We start from the raw sequence: 20325 nt of genomic DNA, 5'->3' as shown, positions 1-20325 counted from the left end.
ATTCTCTTTTAAGGAATTAACAATATTGTTCAAAAGCACCAATCAAATTATCTGCTATCATTTGTGCTGGGCGACCTTCAATTTGATGTCTTTCTATAATGTGAACCAATTTACCATCTTTAAACAAAGCCATTGATGGCGATGATGGCGGGTAAGGCAACATGTAATTACGAGCAGCATCTACAGCGTCTTTCTCCATTCCGGCAAAAACAGTTACAATTTTACTAGGCTTTTTGCCTTCCTGTACGGCAATTTTAGCAGCCGGACGGGCATTTGCAGCAGCACAACCACAAACAGAGTTAACTACAACAAATGTTGTACCTTCTGTTTCTATAGCTTGTTTTACTTCATCAGCATTTTTTAATTCTTCAAAACCAACACTAGTTAAGTCGGTTCTCATTGGGGCAACTAAATATTCTGGATACATTTTCTTTGTATTTACGATTTACGAATTAAGATTTTTCTTTTTACAAGCACAAAATTAAGCTTTTAACCAAATGCTAACAATAAAGCATATCAAGGCTTTGTCATAAAAATTGGATCATTATAGATTTACTTTAAGCTTTAACCAAAACCTTTGTTTACAATTTGTAAACTTTTTTTATTTTTGCGTAGATGAATCATTTTAACATCATAAAGCGTAGCACCTTAATTGATTTTTATACTGAGTATCCTGATGCTAAAAAGCCTATAGAACTTTGGTATTCTGAAAAGAGAAAGTGATTTTAGCAATTTTAATGAGTTAAAGGCCGTTTATAAGCATGCAAGTGTAGTAGCAAATAACAGAGTTGTTTTCAATATAAAAGGCAATAATTGTAGATTAGTTATTAAGATTAACTTTTACACCAAACAAATTTTTATCATCTGGTTTGGTACACATAAAGATTACAATAAAATAGATGTAGAAACTATAAGCTATAAAAATGAATTGGACAATTTTAAAAACAGAAAGCGATTATAATAAAGCCTTAGAGAGGCTAGACATAATTTTTGATGCTGAACCTAGCAGTCCTGATTTTGCAGAAGCTGAATTATTAGGGTTACTTATCAGTAATTATGAGGATAAGCATTATCCAATAGCCAGCCCCAATCCCATAGAAGCTATAAAATTGAAGATGGAAGAATTAGGATTAAAGAATAAAGACCTACAGCCTTATATTGGGTCTAAAAGCTACGTATCTTCTATACTAAGCGGTAAAAGGGAAATAACATTGCGTATAGCTAATATTTTACACCATAAACTTGGTATCCCTACTGTGGTATTCTTTAACGCAAACGTTTAATAGGATTTGATTACCATTAAATTTAGAAATTATGACCATGTTTGCGCCAGCACATCCGGGGGAATTAATAAAAGAAACCATAGAGGAATTGAGAGAAGAAACCAGTAACAAACTGACTTTGGAAGAAGTTGCTGCTGGGTTAGAAATTAGTAAAACTTTATCTACCATCATCAATCATAAGCAGAGTATTAGTCTTGAAATGGCATTAAAACTCGCCAAAGCTTTTAATACAAGTCTTGATTTTTGGTTAAGAGCACAAGAAAATTATAATCTTGCGCAGGCTAAAAAAAAGTGAATACCGATAATATCAGGGTTTTTTTGAGAGAAGCTGTGGCGGTGTTGAAGATTGTACGGATGATTTATTTAATTGGATATTTCAAAAAAAGAAGTTAATAAATTATCTAAAATTTATATTAACAATTTTCCTTAATCCATTCCAAAAATTCATCTTTTGATATTCCCATTGTTATTAAATTAGAATTTATATGGAAAGCAGGTATTTCTTTATCTTTTTGCCTGTGAATAATAGATCTTAAGCATCCAGGACATTTCCATTTATCATGTGAGGCTTCAGTTGAGATGTATTTGCAGTTTTTAAATTCTAAAAATTTAATCCAACATTTTGTTTTTATAGGTCTATTGTTTCCCATTGTAATCACACTGTCATTAATCGTTCTCTTAATTCAGTGTTTTCAGATAAATCAAAGTCACGTAAGATTCCTTCTTTGTCAATATGTGCTGATTTACAAAGTTCAGTTTTGAAAAATGGACTTTGAGACCACCCTAAAGCTTTAAGTTCACTTAAAATTTTGTTTTTCTCTTGAGACATAAGAGTTTCACAAAAATCTGGAATAACTATATTCTTCATCATTTTAAATGCTTCAGATGAGGTAGAACCATATGCGCTAAGTTTCAATGAAGGTATATAACAAATATGAAAATTGCCATCAATTAAATCAATCGCTTTTAGTTTTGCATTAATCTTTTTTAATTTACTATTATGAATAAGATTAATGAATTCTTGTTTAGTTTCAGACATTTTTATTTATTTCTATAAGCTTTCAAATGTAAAGATAAGTAGTATTTAGATAACATAAATTGAAAAATTTATAATAAAATATGTTTTTACAATCTTAACAATCTCATTACCATTAACCATTTGAATTTCATCCGTCTAAGCGGTATCTTTGCAGCTCACAAAATAAAAAAACTATGTCATCAGTAGAGACAACTTACGTACCTTACAAAGTGAAGGATATTTCCTTGGCCGAATGGGGAAGAAAAGAAATTGAATTAGCCGAGGCAGAAATGCCAGGTTTAATGGCTCTTAGAGAAGAGTTTGGCGCAAGCAAACCTTTAAAAGGAGCAAGAATTGCAGGATGCTTACACATGACCATCCAAACTGCAGTTTTAATTGAAACTTTAGTAGAATTAGGTGCAGATGTTACTTGGTCTTCTTGTAACATTTTCTCCACTCAAGACCACGCTGCTGCTGCAATTGCTGCTGCCGGAATTCCTGTTTACGCATGGAAAGGGATGAATGCAGAAGAGTTTGATTGGTGTATAGAGCAAACCTTATTCTTTGGCGAAAACCGTGAACCTCTAAACATGATTTTAGATGACGGTGGCGATTTAACCAATATGGTTTTAGATAAATATCCTGAACTAGCAGCTGGTATCAAAGGAATCTCAGAAGAAACAACTACAGGTGTTTTACGCTTACATGATCGCGTTAAAAAAGGCACACTTCCAATGCCGGCAATCAACATTAATGATTCTGTTACTAAATCAAAATTCGATAATAAATACGGCTGTCGCGAGTCTTTAGTAGACGCAATCCGCAGAGCTACCGATGTGATGATGGCTGGTAAAGTAGCTGTTGTTTGCGGTTATGGCGATGTAGGTAAAGGTTCTGCAGATTCTTTACGAAATGCAGGTGTAAGAGTTATCGTTACAGAAATAGACCCAATTTGTGCTTTACAAGCTGCAATGGAGGGTTTCGAGGTTAAGAAATTAGCTACTGCTATCAAAGAAGCAGACATCGTGGTAACAGCAACTGGTAACAAAGACATCGTTAGAGGCGAGCATTTTAAAGCTTTAAAAGATAAAGCTATCGTTTGTAACATTGGCCACTTTGATAACGAGATTGACATGGCTTGGTTAAACGAAAACTATGGCGATACCAAAATCGAAATTAAACCACAAGTAGATAAATATACCATTGATGGTAAAGACGTTATCGTTTTAGCAGAAGGTCGTTTAGTAAATTTAGGTTGCGCAACTGGTCACCCATCATTTGTAATGTCTAACTCCTTTACCAACCAAACTTTAGCGCAAATAGAGTTATTTACAAACGCTGCGGCTTACGAAAATAAAGTTTATGTTTTACCAAAAACATTAGACGAAAAAGTAGCTCGTTTGCACTTAGCAAAAATCGGCGTCGAGTTAGAAGAACTTCGTCAAGACCAAGCAGAATATATTGGTGTTACGGTTCAAGGTCCGTTCAAATCAGACGCATACCGCTATTAATATTTTTAATTGTTGTCCCGATAGCTATCGGGAGACAATTAATCCAAGCCGCTCTGTAGCCACAGGGCGGTTTTTTTATTTAGTTGTAAAGGAATTTTATTAAGAAAAGCAATGCTAGTATTTCATTTTAAGGCTAGTCCGGTGCTTTGCTTTACTCCTCGTCCATTTTCCGCAAAAAGCTCCAAATGTCCTGTGGGGTATCGCCCTCGCCCCGGTTTATTTTTCAAAACCTGTGCTAAGTATTTACAGTATCACAGCATAATGATACCTTTGTATATGTCATTAGCCAAATTATCAGTAAACATCAATAAAATAGCCACTTTAAGAAACTCAAGAGGTGGTAATAACCCTAATGTATTACAAACAGCATTAGACTGCGAGCGTTTTGGAGCACAAGGAATAACCGTACATCCACGTCCCGATGAAAGACATATTCGCTATCAAGATGTTTACGATTTAAAAGGCCAAATCCAAACAGAATTTAACATAGAAGGCAATTGCCAAGAAGAAAAATTTGTAGAACTGGTTTTAGCGAATAAACCCGCACAAGTAACTTTAGTACCTGATGCTTTAGGGCAAATTACTTCTAACCATGGTTGGGATACCATCAAACATCAAAACTATTTGCAAGATGTTATTGCTGTTTTTAAGCAAGCTGGTATCAGGGTATCTATTTTCGTAGACCCTAATCCAGAAATGGTAGAAGCCGCAAAAACTACAGGTACAGATAGGATAGAACTTTATACAGAGTCTTACGCTGTTCATTATCATCAAGATAAAGAAAAAGCCATTTTACCTTATGTAAAAGCAGCCGAAATGGCTAATAAAGTAGGTTTAGGTATTAATGCCGGACATGATTTAGACTTACATAACTTACAATATTTTGCGCAAAATATACCGGGTTTGTTAGAAGTTAGTATAGGGCATGCACTTATTTGCGATGCACTTTATTTAGGCTTAGAAAATACTATTCAAAGATATTTGTATCAGTTGAAATAATTATATTTACACAAAGCACTTATCATGACTGTTGCAGCTATAAGAATCAAATTACAAGAATATATTAAAGTAGCGGATGAAAAAAAAATCAAGGCTATTTTTGCGCTCTTAGAAGATGATATTGTAAAAGATTTTAATTGGTGGGAAGATAAAAACTTAGTAAAGGATTTTGAGAACAGGATAAAAGAATGCAAGAATGGTACAAATAAGGCTTTTTCTTTGGAAGAAATAGATGTAGATATAGAGAAAATAAAAGCTAACACTATTTCATGAGCTATAAAGTACTACTAACGAAAAAGAGTAGGAAAGAATTTCTGGATGCTTTTTGTTGGTATCACGAACAAAAATTAGGTTTAGGTGATGATTTTAAAACCGAGATTTATAAACATCTTAATTTAATATCAGAAAATCCAAAACTCTATCCCAAAAAGATAAGAGAACTAAGAGAACTGGTTATCAAAAAATTCCCATTTATCATCATTTACAGTATAGATGAAACCTCTAAGACTATTTATATAGCATCTATTTTTCACGTAAAAAGAAATCCAAAGAATAAGGTTTAAACTTTTAAACAACTGTATTTTAATCTTTACAATTTCATGCTGTTTCTATTATAAAAGCACCCTCATTTTTCATAATTTTGCGCATCTTAAAAACTTCCGTTTAAATGAAATTAAATGTTGATTATCAGGAACTGTTCGAGCAAAGACATATTGCACCAAATGAGCAGGATACCCAAGAAATGTTAGATGCTGTTGGGGTAAATTCTTTAGAAGAACTAATTGCCCAAACAGTGCCACAAAACATACGTCTCAAAGGTGCTATGGATTTACCTTCGGCAAAAAGTGAGTTCGAATACCTGAATCATCTTAAACAAACGGCTTCTAAAAACAAGATTTTTAAATCATATATAGGGCAAGGTTATTACGGCGTTATTGTACCAGGTGTTATCCAAAGAAATATCCTAGAAAACCCAGGATGGTACACGCAATACACTCCTTATCAGGCAGAGATTGCACAAGGAAGATTGCAGGCTTTACTAAATTTCCAAACCATGGTTATAGATTTAACCGGAATGGAAATAGCCAATGCGTCTTTGTTAGATGAAGGAACTGCAGCTGCAGAAGCGATGTTTATGCAATACAGTTTAAGGAAAAATAATGCTGCAAAAACATTCTTCGTTTCTGAGGAAGTATTCCCACAAACCATAGATATTCTAAAAACACGTTCTCAGCCTTACGGTATAGAGCTTGTTATCGGCGACCATAGAACCGTAGAGCTAACAGAAGATATGTTTGGTGCTATTGTTCAATACCCAGCAGGTAACGGCGAAGTTTTTGATTATAGCGATTTTGCTAATAAAGCTCATGAAAAAAACATAAAGCTAACTGTTGCGGCAGATATCATGAGTTTAGCTTTATTAACTCCTCCGGGCGAGTGGGGTGCTGATATTGTTGTTGGTACTACCCAACGTTTTGGTATTCCTATGGGTTTTGGTGGCCCTCATGCTGCTTTTTTCGCTACAAAAGAAGAGTACAAAAGGTCTATGCCTGGTCGTATCATTGGGGTAACCATAGATGCTCATGGAAATTATGCTTTGCGTATGGCTTTACAAACCAGAGAGCAACACATCAGAAGAGATAAAGCAACCTCAAATATTTGTACTGCACAAGCTTTATTGGCTATTATGGCTGGTATGTATGCTACTTATCATGGTCCAAAAGGTATTAAACTTATAGCAGAAAGAATACATGGCTTAGCTATTTTATTGTCTAATACTTTACAACAACTGGGTTATCAACAAGAAAACACAACATATTTTGATACGGTTAGATTTAACGTTGGCGCTTTGGTAAATGCTATTAAAGCCGAAGCTTTAAATAACGAGGTTAACTTAAATTACCAAGGCGAAACGGTTACTATTTCTATAGATGAGACTACCTCTGTAGCAGATATTAAAACTTTAGTAAGATTCTTCGGAAAAGTAAAAGGTATCAATCAAAACGATATAGATCTTGATGCTTTTAAAAGCGATTTAGCAACTACTATTCCTGCTTCTTTAACGAGAACATCAGCTTACTTAACACATCCAATTTTTAATAGCCATCACTCAGAACATGAGCTGTTGCGTTATATTAAATCTTTAGAAGCAAAAGATTTATCCTTATGCCACTCTATGATAGCTTTAGGCTCATGTACCATGAAATTAAATGCTACCACAGAAATGATTCCGGTTACTTGGCCAGAGTTTGGAAACTTACATCCTTTTGCGCCAATAGATCAAACTGGTGGTTATATGCAAATTATGGATGAATTAAACCGTTGGTTAAGCGAAATAACCGGCTTTGCCTCGATGAGCTTACAACCAAATGCAGGTGCACAGGGTGAGTATGCAGGTTTAATGGTTATCAGGGCTTATCATCAAGATAGAGGAGATTTCCATAGAAATATTGCTTTAATTCCATCTTCTGCACATGGTACAAACCCAGCTTCCGCTGCTATGGCTGGTATGAAAATCGTGGTGACAAAATGCGATGAAAAAGGTAATATTGATGTTGAAGATTTAAGAGCAAAAGCAGAAGAGCACTCTGCCAACTTAAGCTGTTTAATGGTTACCTATCCATCTACCCATGGTGTTTTTGAAGAGTCTATCATAGAAATCTGCGATATTATCCATCAGCATGGAGGGCAGGTTTATATGGATGGTGCCAATATGAACGCACAAGTAGGTTTAACATCTCCGGCTAATATTGGTGCCGATGTTTGTCACCTAAATTTGCATAAAACATTCTGTATTCCACATGGTGGAGGTGGTCCAGGTATGGGGCCAATTGGTGTAGCTAAACATTTAGTTCCGTATTTACCAGGCCATGCCGTGGTAAATATTAGTCAAGAGAAATCTATACATGCAGTATCGGCGGCACCATGGGGTTCTGCGTCTATTCTGTTAATTTCTCATGCTTACATTGCGATGATGGGCGCAGAGGGTTTAACTAACGCTACTAAATATGCTATTTTAAATGCAAATTATATTAAAGCTAGGTTAGAACAATATTATCCAGTATTATACTCAGGGGCAAACGGAAGATGTGCACATGAGATGATTTTAGATTGCCGAGAGTTCAAAACTTTAGGTATCGAGGTTACAGATATCGCTAAAAGATTGATGGATTACGGTTTCCATGCACCAACGGTTTCATTTCCTGTTGCTGGTACGGTGATGGTGGAGCCTACAGAATCTGAACCTAAACACGAGTTAGACCGTTTCTGCGATGCTATGATAGCTATCAGAAATGAAATAGCTGATATTGAAACTGGTTTATTGGATAAACTCAATAATCCTTTAAAGAATGCTCCACATACAGCAGCAGTAGTTACTGGTAATGATTGGGATAAACCTTACACAAGACAAAAAGCGGCATTTCCATTAGCTTATGTAACTCAATATAAGTTTTGGCCTTCTGTAGGTAGGGTTAATGATACCCATGGCGATAGAACTTTAATTTGTTCTTGCCCACCATTAGAAACTTATGTAGAGGAAACTGTTTAAGAAAGAGAATATTTTCATTCATAAAAAAAAGCTGGATTATCCAGCTTTTTTTGTTTAAGTTTAAAACATAAAATAAATATTTTACAAGAAAAATATTGTCATTAAAATTATGTTTTAGCTATAGGTATGCGGTTTTTAATATCATTTTTAACTAGCTTTCTTTTAGTACTTAAAATTTTAAATGCTTCTGAAAAAGACACGATTAAGCTTCAGCTCAAATGGCGTCATCAATTTCAGTTTGCAGGTTATTATGCGGCACTTATTAAAGGGTATTATAAAGAAGAAGGTTTAAATGTTCAGTTAATTTCTGGAGGTCCATCTGTATCACCTATCAATGAAGTTTTAAGAGGCAGAGCAGACATCGCAATTTTTGATCCTAATATAATTCTTAGAAACTCTAAAAAGAATCCTTTAGTTGTTTTAGCAACTATCATGCAATCATCTCCCTATGTAGTCTTAAGTTTAAAAGAAAAAAATATATTAAAACCTTCCGATTTAATAGGTAAAACAATCTTAGCAGATCAAGACCAAGGATGGAATATTGTTAAAGCTACTTTACTAAAAGAAGGTATAAAGGAAGACTTAATAAATATAATCCCGAGAAAAAAAGATTCAGAAGAAATTGCCGACGGCAAAGCCGATGCTGTTGTTACTTATATTACCACACAACCACAAAGACTTCATCAATTGGGTTTAAAGCTTAATATGATTAGGCCAGTAGAATATGGTGTTGATTTTTATGGAGATGTTTTGTTTACAACAAAATCTTTTGCCTACCACAATACTCAAGTAACAGATGGATTTATTAGGGCAACTTTAAAAGGCTGGGAATATGCGCTAGCACATGAGGATGAAATGATTACCTATATTCTAACATTGCCAGGTGTTAAAGAGTATGGTAATAATAAAGCTTTTTTGAAAGTAGAAGCAGCAGAAGTAAGAAAGCTAATCATGCCAGATTTAGTACAAATTGGTCACATGAATTTAGGTAGGTGGCAGTATATGCTTCAAATTTACCAACAATTAGGTATTGCAAACAAAGATTTAACTTTAAAGGATTTTATCTACAACGCAGAAGATCGTAGCTTAAGTAAATGGCTTAAACCCTTAATTTATCTAAGTATTGTTGTTTTAATTGTTATCGTTATTATTTCTTTTATCAATTGGCAATTGAGGAAAAGAGTTAGAATTAAAACAGCAGAGTTATCGGCAGAAATTGAAAGCAGAAAAGCTGCCGAAAGCTTGGCTAAAAGGAATGAACAAAAGTTAAAGTTGGCTATAAAAAGTGCAAATATTGGTCTTTGGGATTGGGATTTACACCAACAAAGAGCTTTTGTGAGTAAAGATTGGTGCGAAATCTTAGGAATAACTTATCAAGAAACATTAAATCAAATAAATTTACTCCATTATATACATCCCGATGACAGATTAAATGTTGTTAAAAGTTTTCTACGATTTAGAAACAGTATTGAAAAGCAGCAAATTGTACAATTTAGATTAAAAAGTAATCATGGAGATTATTTATATGTTATGGCTTCCTTTACTTTTGGAGAGCAAATAAGTAAGCATATTGTATCGGGCATTGTTATCAATATAGATACCATCAAACGTAAAGAGTTTCAACTCATCAAAGTTTCTGAAGAATTACTGAGAAGCAATAACGAGCTTAAAAAGTTTGCATATATCACTTCTCATAATCTAAGAGCACCTATAGTAAATCTGGAAACACTGTTTAATATGTTGCATCTTCCTGATTTAAATCACGAACAAGTCATTATTATTGATAAAATAAATATCTCTATTCAAAAACTCAGTAATGTATTAAATGATTTGATAGAAATTGTATCTCATCAAATCGCATCAGAAAATAAATATCCAGTTGAAATTAATCTAGAGGAAGAGTTCGTAAAAGTAATTACTTCCCTAGAGCCTCAAATAGTAAAAGCCAACGCCAAAATAAGATTGTATTTTGAAGAAAATGTTCTGTTTTATCCTAAGCAATATTTTGAAAGTGCTATTTATTGTTTATTAACCAATGCTTTAAAGTATAAATCAAATGATAGAAATTTAGAAATAAATATATCAGCACTTAAAGTAGAAAATCAAGTTGTCTTAAAAGTTTCTGATAATGGTTTGGGCATTGATATGAAAAAAAATGGAGATAAAATTTTTGGTTTGTATCAAAGATTTCATGAAAATATTGAAGGTAAAGGATTAGGTTTATTTATATTAAAATCACATTTAGAATCTTTAGGTGCATCCATAGAAGTAAGTAGCCAGCTAAATGTAGGTAGTACTTTTATCCTGAGATTTAATCAATTTGACTAGGTTTAAACAGCTTTTAATAATGTCAGTTTAATGTAAATTGATATTTACATGTTTAAACATGTAAATTATTTATGTAGGTTTGCAATACAAAATTAAAAATTATGAAAAAAGGAATATTATTAATTGCTTTAGTAAGCATGATTATGGTGGCATTTAAGCCTGCTGCTGTAGAGTATAAGGTTGATACTCAAAAATCAAAAATCGAATGGATTGGTAAAAAAGTTACAGGTGAGCACCGTGGTGAAATCAAACTTTCATCAGGCGTATTAAACTATAATGGAAATGCGTTATCTGGAGGTAATTTCATCATCAATATGAACAGTATGACGGTAACTGATTTAGAAGGTGAAATGAACGCAAAATTGTTAGGACACTTAAAAGCCGATGATTTTTTTGGAGTAGATAAATATTCACAATCAAAATTTACGATTACTAAAGTTACTCCTGTTAGTTCAGGAAAAGTAAATATTACTGGTAATTTAACTATAAAAGGGATTACCCAGCCTATAACATTTCCTGCCGCTGTAAGTATTAAGAATGGTGTTTTGGTAGCAGTTGCTCAAGGTGTTAAAGTAGATAGAACTAAATATGATATCAAATACGGTTCTAAAAGTTTCTTTGATAGTTTAGGAGATAAAGCAATTAATGATGATTTCGAGCTTAATATCAATTTAGTTGCTAAAAAATAAGCAATAGAATTATTTAAAATCATCAATAAGGGGGATAAGTATAAACACTTTATCCCCTTTTTTATTTTGTGTAGAAAATAATGCTTGTAATTAACCAATAGTGTATATTTGTCCCCAATAAATGTTTCCCAAATAGCACTACAACTTTAAATGTTAAATGAATAAAAATTAAAATGTGGTATTATATTCCTGATATAGGCTATAAATGATTAATCTTTATGAATGAATATTTATGGTATAAAACTTGAAACAAATTTTAAATTATACTGTATCAATTATGATTAATGATTATAATAGCGGAATAATTTTATTAGGCTAAGTCGAAACTTTATAATTAATAAAAACTTTATTTAAACTCTTTCGTAAAAGAGCCCATATATGATGAATCAAGCCTTACATATTTTAATTATTGATGATGACGAAATCAATAATTTTATAGCCGCTAAACTAATAGACAAGATACCACCAAGAGCAAAAGTTTCTACTTGTTTAAATGGACAAGAAGGGATAGATTATATAATTTCTGGGTTAAATAATCAAGAAGAGCTTCCTGATATTATTTTTTTAGATATCAATATGCCTGTTATGAATGGATGGGAGTTTTTAGAAGAGTACGCTAAAATAGCTCATCAGCTATCAAAAAAGATAGTTATCAATATGCTTTCTTCATCTGTGTACAATGATGATATCAGTAAATCAAAAACTTTTTCTACAGTAAATAAATTTATTTCTAAACCATTAACTGTAGAAAAAATAAAGAGTTTGTATGATAGTTTAGGTATTAACTAAAAGCACTTACCGTAATATTTCCTTGTTCGTCTTCTTTTACTGTACCGATAGTTCTGTTTTTAGCATGATAAAATAAGCAAATCCAATTGTTTTGTGCTGCTTTTTTACCATATTCAGTCCTTAAATCTTTAGCTAATTTTCCATCAAAATCATATTTAGCTATAAAATTTCTTTGTAACTGTTCTGGTTCAGGCACTACATCGCCGCCGAAGAAAATCTCATGTTCTGTATTTTTGATAAAATACACTTGGTGAAATTCACAATGTCCACCGGTAAGTTCATAACTAATTTCATCGGTTAAGATTCCATTTCCATCAATAAAATGAACTTGTCCTGATCTTTGTATCACATCAAAAATCTCTGTTTTGTATGAGGATGATTGCTTGGCATAAGCCGTTTCCCACTCGCCCCTTTGGATAATGTATTCTGCGTTAGCAAAGCTAGGTTCTAATTTGCCCTGATTATTCCAAACCATCCCACCGCTATGGTCGTAATGCAAATGAGACATTAAAACTTTAGTAACATCATCCGGATGATAACCTGCTTTTTTAATATTTTCATGTAAAATAAGATTGCCTTTCTCATCATGATAACCTAAACCCGTATCTAGAATTAATAATTCCTTTTCAGTTTTAATCAAAAACGGATTGATGTGTATAAACAATGAAGCAGGTCTTTCACTTGCTTGATGAATGCTAGGATCAAAAGGGATAAATTTCTTTGATGAATCTACAGAGTATGAACCTTCTTTAAGTGCTATAATTTCCAAAATGCTAGTTTTTTGTAATTTAAATAAGACATAATCAGTGGCTTACAATTCTTTTTTATGGAGCTTATTGATTATTGTATCTTTACTGTGTTACATTGCGCAAATATATGGAAAAAAGGTGGGTAGAGCATTCGATACAAGATATAGAAACTGTTAAATTACTCTCAGAAGAGTTAAATATAGATGAGATTTTAGCTCAAATGTTGGTTGCCAGAGGTATAAAAACTTTTGAGCAAGCTAAGCTATTTTTTAGACCATCTTTGGATGATTTGCATGATCCATTTTTAATGAATGGGATGGAAGAGGCCATATCCAGAATACAAAGAGCCATCAAGAATCAAGAGCATATTTTAATTTATGGAGATTATGATGTTGATGGCACTACCTCCGTAGCTTTAACTTATTCTTTTTTTAAAGATTTATATCCTCATTTAACTTATTATATTCCAGATAGATATGTAGAGGGCTATGGTATATCAACACAAGGGATTGATTATGCCGCACATCATGGTATAAGTCTTATTATAGCTTTAGACTGTGGTATCAAATCAATTGATAAGGTTGAGTATGCCAAAGAAAAGGTAATAGATTTTATCATTTGCGACCATCACCTACCGGGAGATGAAATTCCGGATGCGGTTGCTGTATTAGACCCAAAACGTAAAGATTGCGATTATCCATATAAAGAACTTTCTGGTTGCGGTTTAGGCTTTAAACTGATTCAAGCTTTTGCATCTAGGAATAACATCCCAAAAGAAAAAGTGTTAAAATATCTCGATTTGGTAGTGGTAAGTATTGCTTCGGATATTGTGCCTATTACCGGCGAAAATAGAATTTTAGCGCATTATGGTTTAAAAAAGCTTAACTCAGACCCATGTAACGGTTTAAAAGCTTTAATTGAGTTGTCTGGTAAAGCCGATGATTTTACCATCACAGATATTGTTTTTTCTATTGGCCCCAGAATTAATGCCGCTGGTAGAATTGATGATGCCAAACAAGCGGTTAAACTTTTAATAGCTTCCTCAACGCAATTGGCAGAGGATGCTGGCTTTATCATCAACCTCAAAAACTCAGAACGTAAAGAGTTTGATAATAACATTACAGAACAAGCGCTTAACATGATTTTAAACTCACCAGAAATGGAGAACAGAAAATCAACGGTTGTTTATCATGAAACTTGGCATAAAGGTGTAATTGGTATTGTAGCGAGTAGATTAACAGAGAAATATTATCGTCCAACAATTGTTCTAACTCAATCTAATGGACATATCGCAGGTTCGGCAAGGTCTGTTTTGGGATATGATTTGTATGAAGCTTTATGCGAGTGTAGCGATTTGCTAGAGCAATTTGGCGGACATAAATACGCCGCAGGTTTAACCATGAAACCAGAAAACTTACCTGCTTTCATCCATAAATTTGAAGAGGTTGTATCTGCCACCATTACCGATGATATGCTTATCCAAGTAATAGAAGCAGAAAAATGTATAGATTTAAAAGATATTAATCCTAAATTTTTCAGGATATTAAAGCAGTTTGCTCCTTTTGGTCCTCAAAATATGGCACCTGTTTTTATCAGTAGAAATGTATATTCGTACGGCTATGGCTCTATTGTTGGTAATAACCATTTAAAAATGAGTGTTAGACAAAAAGATAGTCAGGTTTTTGATTGTATAGCCTTTGGTTATGGAGATTTTTTAGAGCAAATTAACAGAGGTATCCCTTTTGATATTTGTTACACCATAGAAGAAAATGTATGGAAAGATAAACGTTCAATACAATTAAACATCAAAGGTATTAAAACCTATTAGGTTAAAATTTATGATATTAAGAGCAGAAAATCTAATCAAAAAATATAAGCAGAGAACCGTTGTTAACAACGTATCCTTTCATGTAGGGCAGGGTGAAATTGTAGGTTTACTTGGTCCAAATGGTGCCGGTAAAACTACTTCGTTTTATATGATTGTTGGCTTGATAAGACCAAATGAAGGTAATGTTTTTTTAGAGGATGAAAATATCACCCAAGACCCGATGTACAGAAGAGCGCAAAAGGGTATAGGCTACTTGGCGCAAGAAGCTTCTGTATTTAGAAAGCTCACCGTAGAAGATAATATCAAAGCTGTTTTAGAGATGACTCAACTCTCCAAAATAGAACAAAAAGATAAATTAGAACAGCTTATTGATGAATTTAGCCTCCATAAGGTAAGAAAAAACCGTGGCGATTTATTATCAGGAGGCGAGCGCAGAAGAACAGAAATTGCCAGAGCTTTAGCCGCAGACCCAAAGTTTATTTTATTAGACGAACCTTTTGCAGGGGTAGACCCTATTGCGGTAGAAGAAATTCAAACCATTGTTGCTAGGTTAAAGCATCGTAATATTGGTATCTTGATTACAGATCATAATGTAAACGAAACCTTATCTATTACAGATAGAGCGTATTTATTAGCAGAAGGTAAAATTATGCTTGCTGGCACTCCTCAAGAAATTGCGGATAATGAAATGGCTAGGAAGTTTTATCTAGGTCAGCATTTTGTACTTAAAATCAAGAATTTTAAAGTTTAAAAATTATATCTCTTACATTCAAAGTAGCCCATAACCCATTATGACAATTGTAAATTCTTTTCTTAACTGGATTATGAAAAAGCGTATGCACCAGATAGAGCTTTTCATGAAATATCCTAATGAAGTACAAGAAGAATGGTTAAATACTTTGGTAAACTCAGCAGAAAATACAGAGTGGGGTAAGCTTTATGACTATAAATCCATAGAAAACGAGCGCCAATTTAAAGAGCGTGTACCGTTGCAAAGTTACGATACGCTAAAGCCTTTTATTGAAAAAATGCTAAAAGGCGAACAGAACATACTTTGGCCATCAGAAATTAAATGGTTTGCAAAATCATCGGGTACTACCAGCGATAGAAGTAAATTTATCCCTGTAAGTGAAGAAGCTTTAGAAGAATGCCATTTTAAAGGAGGTAAAGATATGCTGGCTATTTATTGTAATAATAGACCAGATGCCAAGATGTTTACTGGTAAAAGTTTAGTTTTAGGAGGTAGCCACCAAATCAATCAATTAAGTCCCGATTCCTTCTATGGGGATTTATCAGCTGTTATCATAAAAAATCTACCTATATGGGCAGAAATGATGCGTACGCCAGATATGTCAATTGCCTTAATGGATAACTACGAGGAGAAGATTGAAAAGATGGCTAGAGCAACTATGGAAGTTAATGTAACCAATATTGCTGGTGTACCAACCTGGACTATAGTTCTTGCAAAACGCATTTTAGAACTTACGGATAAAAATAACCTCATGGAAGTTTGGCCTAATTTAGAGCTTTATGTACATGGTGCTGTTAATTTTGAGCCTTACCAAGAGCAATTTAAAATGCTTATTCCTAACGAGCAAATGTATTATCTAGAAACCTATAATGCATCTGAAGGCTTTTTTGGGATACAAGATCAAAGTGAAGATAAAGATTTATTACTGATGCTTGATTATGGTATTTATTATGAGTTTTTGCCAATGGAGCATTTTGATGAGGAAAATCCTAAAACATTATCTTTAAGCGAAGTAGAGTTGAATAAAAACTACGCCATCATCATCAGTACTAATGCAGGTTTATGGAGATATATTATTGGTGATACAGTAAAGTTTACTTCATTAGACCCTTACCGAATTAAAATAACAGGAAGAACCAAGCACTTTATAAACGCTTTTGGCGAAGAGGTTATCATAGACAATGCAGAAAAAGCGCTAACCAAGGCTTGTGCAGAAACCAATGCTATCATCAAAGATTATACTGCTTGTCCAATTTATTTCCAAGGTAATGAGGCTGGTGGTCATGAATGGATTATAGAGTTTGAAAAGAAACCTAACGAGTTTAATAGATTTGTTGATATTCTGGATAATACTTTACGCGAAGTAAACTCTGATTATGACGCTAAAAGATTTAAAGATATGGCTTTAAGAAGACCAACAGTACATATCGCTCCTGATGATACTTTTTATAAATGGTTAAAACAGAAAGGAAAATTAGGCGGACAGCACAAGGTTCCAAGATTGGCAAACAACAGAACTTATGTTGATGAAATCTTACAAATCATACAAAGTTCATAGCTATTTAAAAAATAATTAAACCCACATGCAACCTATCTTATAAATTCATCATCTACCTCATATAACACGATGAATTTGCAGCACAAATACTCTCAGGAAGAAATTATTAAAGGATGCCAAGCAGGCGAAAGACGTTATCAAGAGTTGCTGTATAAGATGATGTCTTCAAAAATGCTAGGTGTTTGTATGCGTTACGCCAAAGATCAATTTGAAGCAGAAGACATGATGCAAACTGCTTTTGTAAAGGTATTTAAGAATATAAATGCGTACCGCGGAGAAGGTTCTTTTGAGGGTTGGATAAGAAGAATAATGGTAAATACTTCTATAGAAGTGTACCGTAAAAATTTAAGAAGTTTAAATATTGTTGATATAGATGAAACACATGATCATCAGGCCTCAACAGCATTTGATATGAGTAGATTAAATATTGCAGACTTAATGAAGTTGATAAGAAATCTTTCTGATGGTTATAGATTGGTATTTAACATGTATGCTATAGAAGGATATTCGCATAAAGAAATAGCAAAAGAACTTGGCATTACAGAAGGAGCATCAAAATCCCAGTTAAGTAGAGCTAGAGCAATATTAAGAGAACAAATTTTAAAAATGGAGGGAAACAGTTATGGAACCAATGTCGGATAAAGAATTGGATATATTATTCAAATCTAAATTTGAAGATTATGAAGTAGAGCCATCAGTTTCAAGCTGGTCTAAGATAGAGGAACAGTTATCTATTAAGCCTATGCAGCGCAGGAAAGTTCCTTTTCTATGGATGGCAGCTGCTAGTGTATTAGTTGTTTTGGGTTTAGGTTTAATATTTTGGAATAAACCACAGGAGCAAATTATGCTAAAAGGTAAGCCCGCTGTTGAAGAAGGAAACATCTTGATTGCTCAAAACAATAGCACTAGTTTAAGTAATGAGGTTAACACTAGCACTAAGCAAACCAATATACAATTAGGAAATCAAGAAAATGAAGTGCAAAAAATAGTTAAAGCTGCTCCAGAACAAAATAGTTTGCAAGAAGAAAATCTTTTTGCATCCACACAAGCAAATAAGCCTGAAATACAGCAAGAGCAAGAGCTTGTAATACGTACAGAACCTGTTAAAAGAATTACAGTAACAGAACTGATACTTCTTGAAGAAGAAAATGCAGCAAAGACTGATAAAATTAAATCGAGCATGTTTTCTTCTTTAAATGAAGATAACCAATCATCAGAAAAAATAAGATCTGTAGGAGATTTGGTAAATTTTGTTATCGCAAAAGTTGATAAAAGAGAGCAAAAGCTTATCAGAATTAGTAAAACAGACGAAAGTGATATAGAAATAACAGGAATTAATCTAGGACTCTTTAAATACAAAAAAGACTAAAATGATGAAACAATTCATACTTATAACATGCAGCATTTTTTCTATCGCAGCATTTTCTCATGCCCAAACGGCAGACTCAGTGATGGTTAAAAAAGAAAGAAAAGCCCATTTAGAAATAGGGAAAGAGGGAGTTAATATTCATATTGGTAAATCAGATTCAACTCAAAAAGATAAAAAGGGAAGTTTTCCCAAAATAAGTTTTGGATTTAACTTTGAGCATTTTGATATTGGTTTAAGCAAATATCATAACAATGGTGATTTCGGGTTCCCAAATAGCTATGATTTTTTAGAGCATAACAACTGGAAAACGCATACTTTTGGTTTTGATATTCTGCAATTTGGAGTAAGGTTTAATCCAAATTTTAAAATAGCGCTTGCCGGGGGGATAGATTGGAACCATATAAGGCTTGAAAAAGATGTAACCATCAGACCAGATTCGCCCGTGTTAACAGCTGACCCATCCTCAGAAACGAATTTAAAAAAGAATAGATTTTCTAGTAGATACGTAAGAGTTCCCTTGTATTTTGAATATAGAAGTAACCAAGGTAAAGATGGGAAAAGATTTTCTGTAGTAGCAGGTCCGGAAGTAGGTTTCCTGATAGATGGCAAGGTTAAGCAAAAGACTGATGGCGGCGAGAAAATCAAAGTTAAAGATGATTTTAATTTTAACCAATTTAGATATGGTGCCAATGTTAGGCTAGGTTACGGGGGCGCAGGTTTATTCTTCAAATATTACCTTAACGATGTATTTGCAGAAACAGAGGCTCCTGGCCTAGAAGGGTATAAAAACCTTTCATTTGGATTAACTTTCGGATTTTAACCTGTATAATATGATGTGTGTAAAAGCTCTGTTTTGATACAGGGCTTTTTTTATTCTTTTATTTATCAACACGATGATTATATTTACTAAGTAAACAATAAGATTTTGCCTTTAATCAGCGTAAGTAATATTTATAAGAACTTTACAGATACCTCTCATTCTGGTGTTTCCGGAATTAGCCTTGATATTCATGAAGGTGAAATTGTGAGTATTGTAGGAGAAAGTGGAAGCGGTAAAACAACTTTACTAAAGCTAATTTATGGTTATCTTATTCCTCAGGAAGGAGAAATCCTTTTTGAAGGTAAGCGTGTATTGGGACCCACAGAAAAATTGATTCCAGGGCATGATGAAATGAAAATGGTTACGCAAGAACTTACCTTAAACCTTTATGCTAGGGTTTATGATAATATATCGTCTCTGCTATCTAATACTGATTTAGATGTTAAAAGAGATTTAACCATGCAAACCATGGAATTCTTAAGAATAGACCATTTGGCCTATAAAAAAATTGTTGAATTAAGCGGCGGCGAGCAACAACGAGTAGCTATAGCAAGGGCGGTTATTACCGAGCCTAGAGTGTTATTGTTAGACGAACCTTTTAGTCAGGTTGATACCATTCTAAAAAAACAATTAAGAGATGATATAGAACGCTTAGCTCGTTTTTTAAAAATAACAGTTATCATGGTATCGCATGACCCTAGCGATGGCTTGTCATTATCTGATAAGTTGGTGATTGTAAAAGACGGAAAAGTAGTTAGAGAAGGTAAACCACAAGAAATTTATCACCACCCACAACATGCTTACGTGGCTCAGCTTATTGGTAAAGCCAATATTTTAGAAGGTCTATCTTTTTTAGAAAAAGGTAAGTATGCTGTTTACCCTCAGGATGTTGTTGTAAAAAAAGATGGTATAGCTGCTAAAGTTAAATCAGTTCATTTTGGAGGTTTATATCAAGAAGTTGAATATGTAATTGAAGATAAAATCATATTATCTTATGATTTTGATTTTCTACCGTTATCTAAAGGCGATGAAATAAACATTGCTTTTAAAAAGCAAATAGCGTTGGATTCTTAATAAAAATCG

22 protein-coding genes are annotated in these 20325 nt (G+C 33.5%); 18 read left to right on the top strand and 4 right to left on the bottom strand.

Features of this window, described 5'->3' with window-relative positions; genetic code table 11:
* Positions 1-16 precede the first annotated feature (16 nt).
* Positions 17-427, bottom strand: coding sequence for a BrxA/BrxB family bacilliredoxin (locus tag B2745_RS05965; RefSeq protein WP_026902945.1), 411 nt, complete (start codon positions 425-427; stop codon positions 17-19).
* 276 nt (positions 428-703) lie between these two features.
* On the opposite strand from B2745_RS05965, the gene B2745_RS16980 reads away from it, so the two are divergent.
* From B2745_RS16980 to B2745_RS05955, 3 genes are read left to right on the top strand one after another with little or no spacing between them, the layout of a single operon-like run.
* Positions 704-961 carry a type II toxin-antitoxin system HigB family toxin gene (locus tag B2745_RS16980; RefSeq protein WP_414691921.1) on the top strand — a complete coding sequence of 86 codons (258 nt, stop codon included), beginning with the start codon at positions 704-706 and terminating at the stop codon, positions 959-961.
* Positions 924-1283, top strand: coding sequence for a helix-turn-helix domain-containing protein (locus tag B2745_RS05960; protein ID WP_304064338.1), 360 nt, complete (start codon positions 924-926; stop codon positions 1281-1283). The genes B2745_RS16980 and B2745_RS05960 overlap by 38 nt, the downstream gene beginning before the upstream one ends.
* A 37-nt stretch (positions 1284-1320) precedes the next feature.
* Positions 1321-1578 carry a HigA family addiction module antitoxin gene (locus B2745_RS05955; RefSeq protein ID WP_304064337.1) on the top strand — a complete coding sequence of 86 codons (258 nt, stop codon included), beginning with the start codon at positions 1321-1323 and terminating at the stop codon, positions 1576-1578.
* A gap of 118 nt (positions 1579-1696) precedes the next feature.
* Here the strand turns inward: B2745_RS05955 and B2745_RS05950 are convergent, their stop codons facing one another.
* Positions 1697-1933: a hypothetical protein gene (locus B2745_RS05950; protein ID WP_304064336.1), complete on the bottom strand. Its 237-nt coding sequence runs from the start codon at positions 1931-1933 to the stop codon at positions 1697-1699.
* Positions 1934-1938: 5 nt separating this feature from the next.
* On the bottom strand, positions 1939-2322 hold the full coding sequence (locus B2745_RS05945; RefSeq protein ID WP_304064335.1) for a hypothetical protein: 384 nt from the start codon (positions 2320-2322) through the stop codon (positions 1939-1941).
* Positions 2323-2495: 173 nt separating this feature from the next.
* Here B2745_RS05945 and ahcY point away from each other — a divergent pair, with 173 nt between their 5' ends.
* The 8 genes from ahcY to B2745_RS05905 all read left to right on the top strand — a co-directional run bounded on the left by ahcY (position 2496) and on the right by B2745_RS05905 (position 12167).
* Entirely contained in the window at positions 2496-3812 is a 1317-nt protein-coding gene (gene ahcY, locus B2745_RS05940; RefSeq protein ID WP_304064334.1) for an adenosylhomocysteinase, read from the top strand.
* A 276-nt stretch (positions 3813-4088) separates the two neighbouring features.
* Positions 4089-4811: a pyridoxine 5'-phosphate synthase gene (locus B2745_RS05935; RefSeq protein WP_304064333.1), complete on the top strand. Its 723-nt coding sequence runs from the start codon at positions 4089-4091 to the stop codon at positions 4809-4811.
* A gap of 24 nt (positions 4812-4835) precedes the next feature.
* Positions 4836-5084: a hypothetical protein gene (locus tag B2745_RS05930; RefSeq protein ID WP_304064332.1), complete on the top strand. Its 249-nt coding sequence runs from the start codon at positions 4836-4838 to the stop codon at positions 5082-5084.
* On the top strand, positions 5081-5374 hold the full coding sequence (locus tag B2745_RS05925) for a type II toxin-antitoxin system RelE/ParE family toxin (protein ID WP_304064331.1): 294 nt from the start codon (positions 5081-5083) through the stop codon (positions 5372-5374). The genes B2745_RS05930 and B2745_RS05925 overlap by 4 nt, the downstream gene beginning before the upstream one ends.
* A 104-nt stretch (positions 5375-5478) precedes the next feature.
* Positions 5479-8361, top strand: coding sequence for an aminomethyl-transferring glycine dehydrogenase (gene gcvP, locus B2745_RS05920; RefSeq protein ID WP_304064330.1), 2883 nt, complete (start codon positions 5479-5481; stop codon positions 8359-8361).
* A 126-nt stretch (positions 8362-8487) separates the two neighbouring features.
* Positions 8488-10689, top strand: a complete 2202-nt coding sequence (locus B2745_RS05915) for an ABC transporter substrate-binding protein (RefSeq protein WP_304064329.1) — start codon at positions 8488-8490, stop codon at positions 10687-10689.
* 101 nt (positions 10690-10790) lie between these two features.
* On the top strand, positions 10791-11378 hold the full coding sequence (locus B2745_RS05910; protein WP_304064328.1) for a YceI family protein: 588 nt from the start codon (positions 10791-10793) through the stop codon (positions 11376-11378).
* A 378-nt stretch (positions 11379-11756) separates the two neighbouring features.
* On the top strand, positions 11757-12167 hold the full coding sequence (locus B2745_RS05905; RefSeq protein ID WP_026902971.1) for a response regulator: 411 nt from the start codon (positions 11757-11759) through the stop codon (positions 12165-12167).
* Here the strand turns inward: B2745_RS05905 and B2745_RS05900 are convergent.
* Complete coding sequence (locus tag B2745_RS05900) at positions 12160-12936, bottom strand: MBL fold metallo-hydrolase (protein WP_304064327.1); 777 nt, start codon at positions 12934-12936, stop codon at positions 12160-12162. The genes B2745_RS05905 and B2745_RS05900 overlap by 8 nt on opposite strands.
* A gap of 107 nt (positions 12937-13043) precedes the next feature.
* On the opposite strand from B2745_RS05900, the gene recJ reads away from it, so the two are divergent.
* The 7 genes from recJ to B2745_RS05865 all read left to right on the top strand — a co-directional run bounded on the left by recJ (position 13044) and on the right by B2745_RS05865 (position 20316).
* Positions 13044-14744 (top strand): single-stranded-DNA-specific exonuclease RecJ, encoded by a 1701-nt coding sequence (gene recJ, locus B2745_RS05895; protein WP_304064326.1) that lies wholly within the window; start codon positions 13044-13046, stop codon positions 14742-14744.
* A gap of 10 nt (positions 14745-14754) precedes the next feature.
* Positions 14755-15495 (top strand): LPS export ABC transporter ATP-binding protein, encoded by a 741-nt coding sequence (gene lptB / locus B2745_RS05890; protein ID WP_304064325.1) that lies wholly within the window; start codon positions 14755-14757, stop codon positions 15493-15495.
* Positions 15496-15535: 40 nt separating this feature from the next.
* Positions 15536-17053, top strand: a complete 1518-nt coding sequence (locus B2745_RS05885; RefSeq protein ID WP_304064324.1) for a GH3 auxin-responsive promoter family protein — start codon at positions 15536-15538, stop codon at positions 17051-17053.
* Positions 17054-17122: 69 nt separating this feature from the next.
* A complete protein-coding gene (locus B2745_RS05880; RefSeq protein ID WP_026902976.1) occupies positions 17123-17695 on the top strand; it encodes an RNA polymerase sigma factor in 573 nt (190 codons plus the stop codon).
* Positions 17685-18422, top strand: a complete 738-nt coding sequence (locus tag B2745_RS05875) for a hypothetical protein (RefSeq protein ID WP_304064323.1) — start codon at positions 17685-17687, stop codon at positions 18420-18422. Before B2745_RS05880 ends, B2745_RS05875 begins: the two co-directional genes overlap by 11 nt.
* A 1-nt stretch (position 18423) precedes the next feature.
* On the top strand, positions 18424-19242 hold the full coding sequence (locus B2745_RS05870) for an outer membrane beta-barrel protein (RefSeq protein ID WP_304064322.1): 819 nt from the start codon (positions 18424-18426) through the stop codon (positions 19240-19242).
* Between the two features lie 105 nt (positions 19243-19347).
* A complete protein-coding gene (locus B2745_RS05865; RefSeq protein WP_304064321.1) occupies positions 19348-20316 on the top strand; it encodes an ABC transporter ATP-binding protein in 969 nt (322 codons plus the stop codon).
* The last annotated feature ends 9 nt before the right edge of the window (positions 20317-20325 follow it).

The sequence above is a fragment of the Pedobacter glucosidilyticus genome, assembly GCF_002483235.1.
GTDB lineage: Bacteria > Bacteroidota > Bacteroidia > Sphingobacteriales > Sphingobacteriaceae > Pseudopedobacter > Pseudopedobacter glucosidilyticum_B.
Note: the sequence above shows the minus strand (reverse complement) of the source record. Positions and strands in the feature narration are given on the sequence as shown.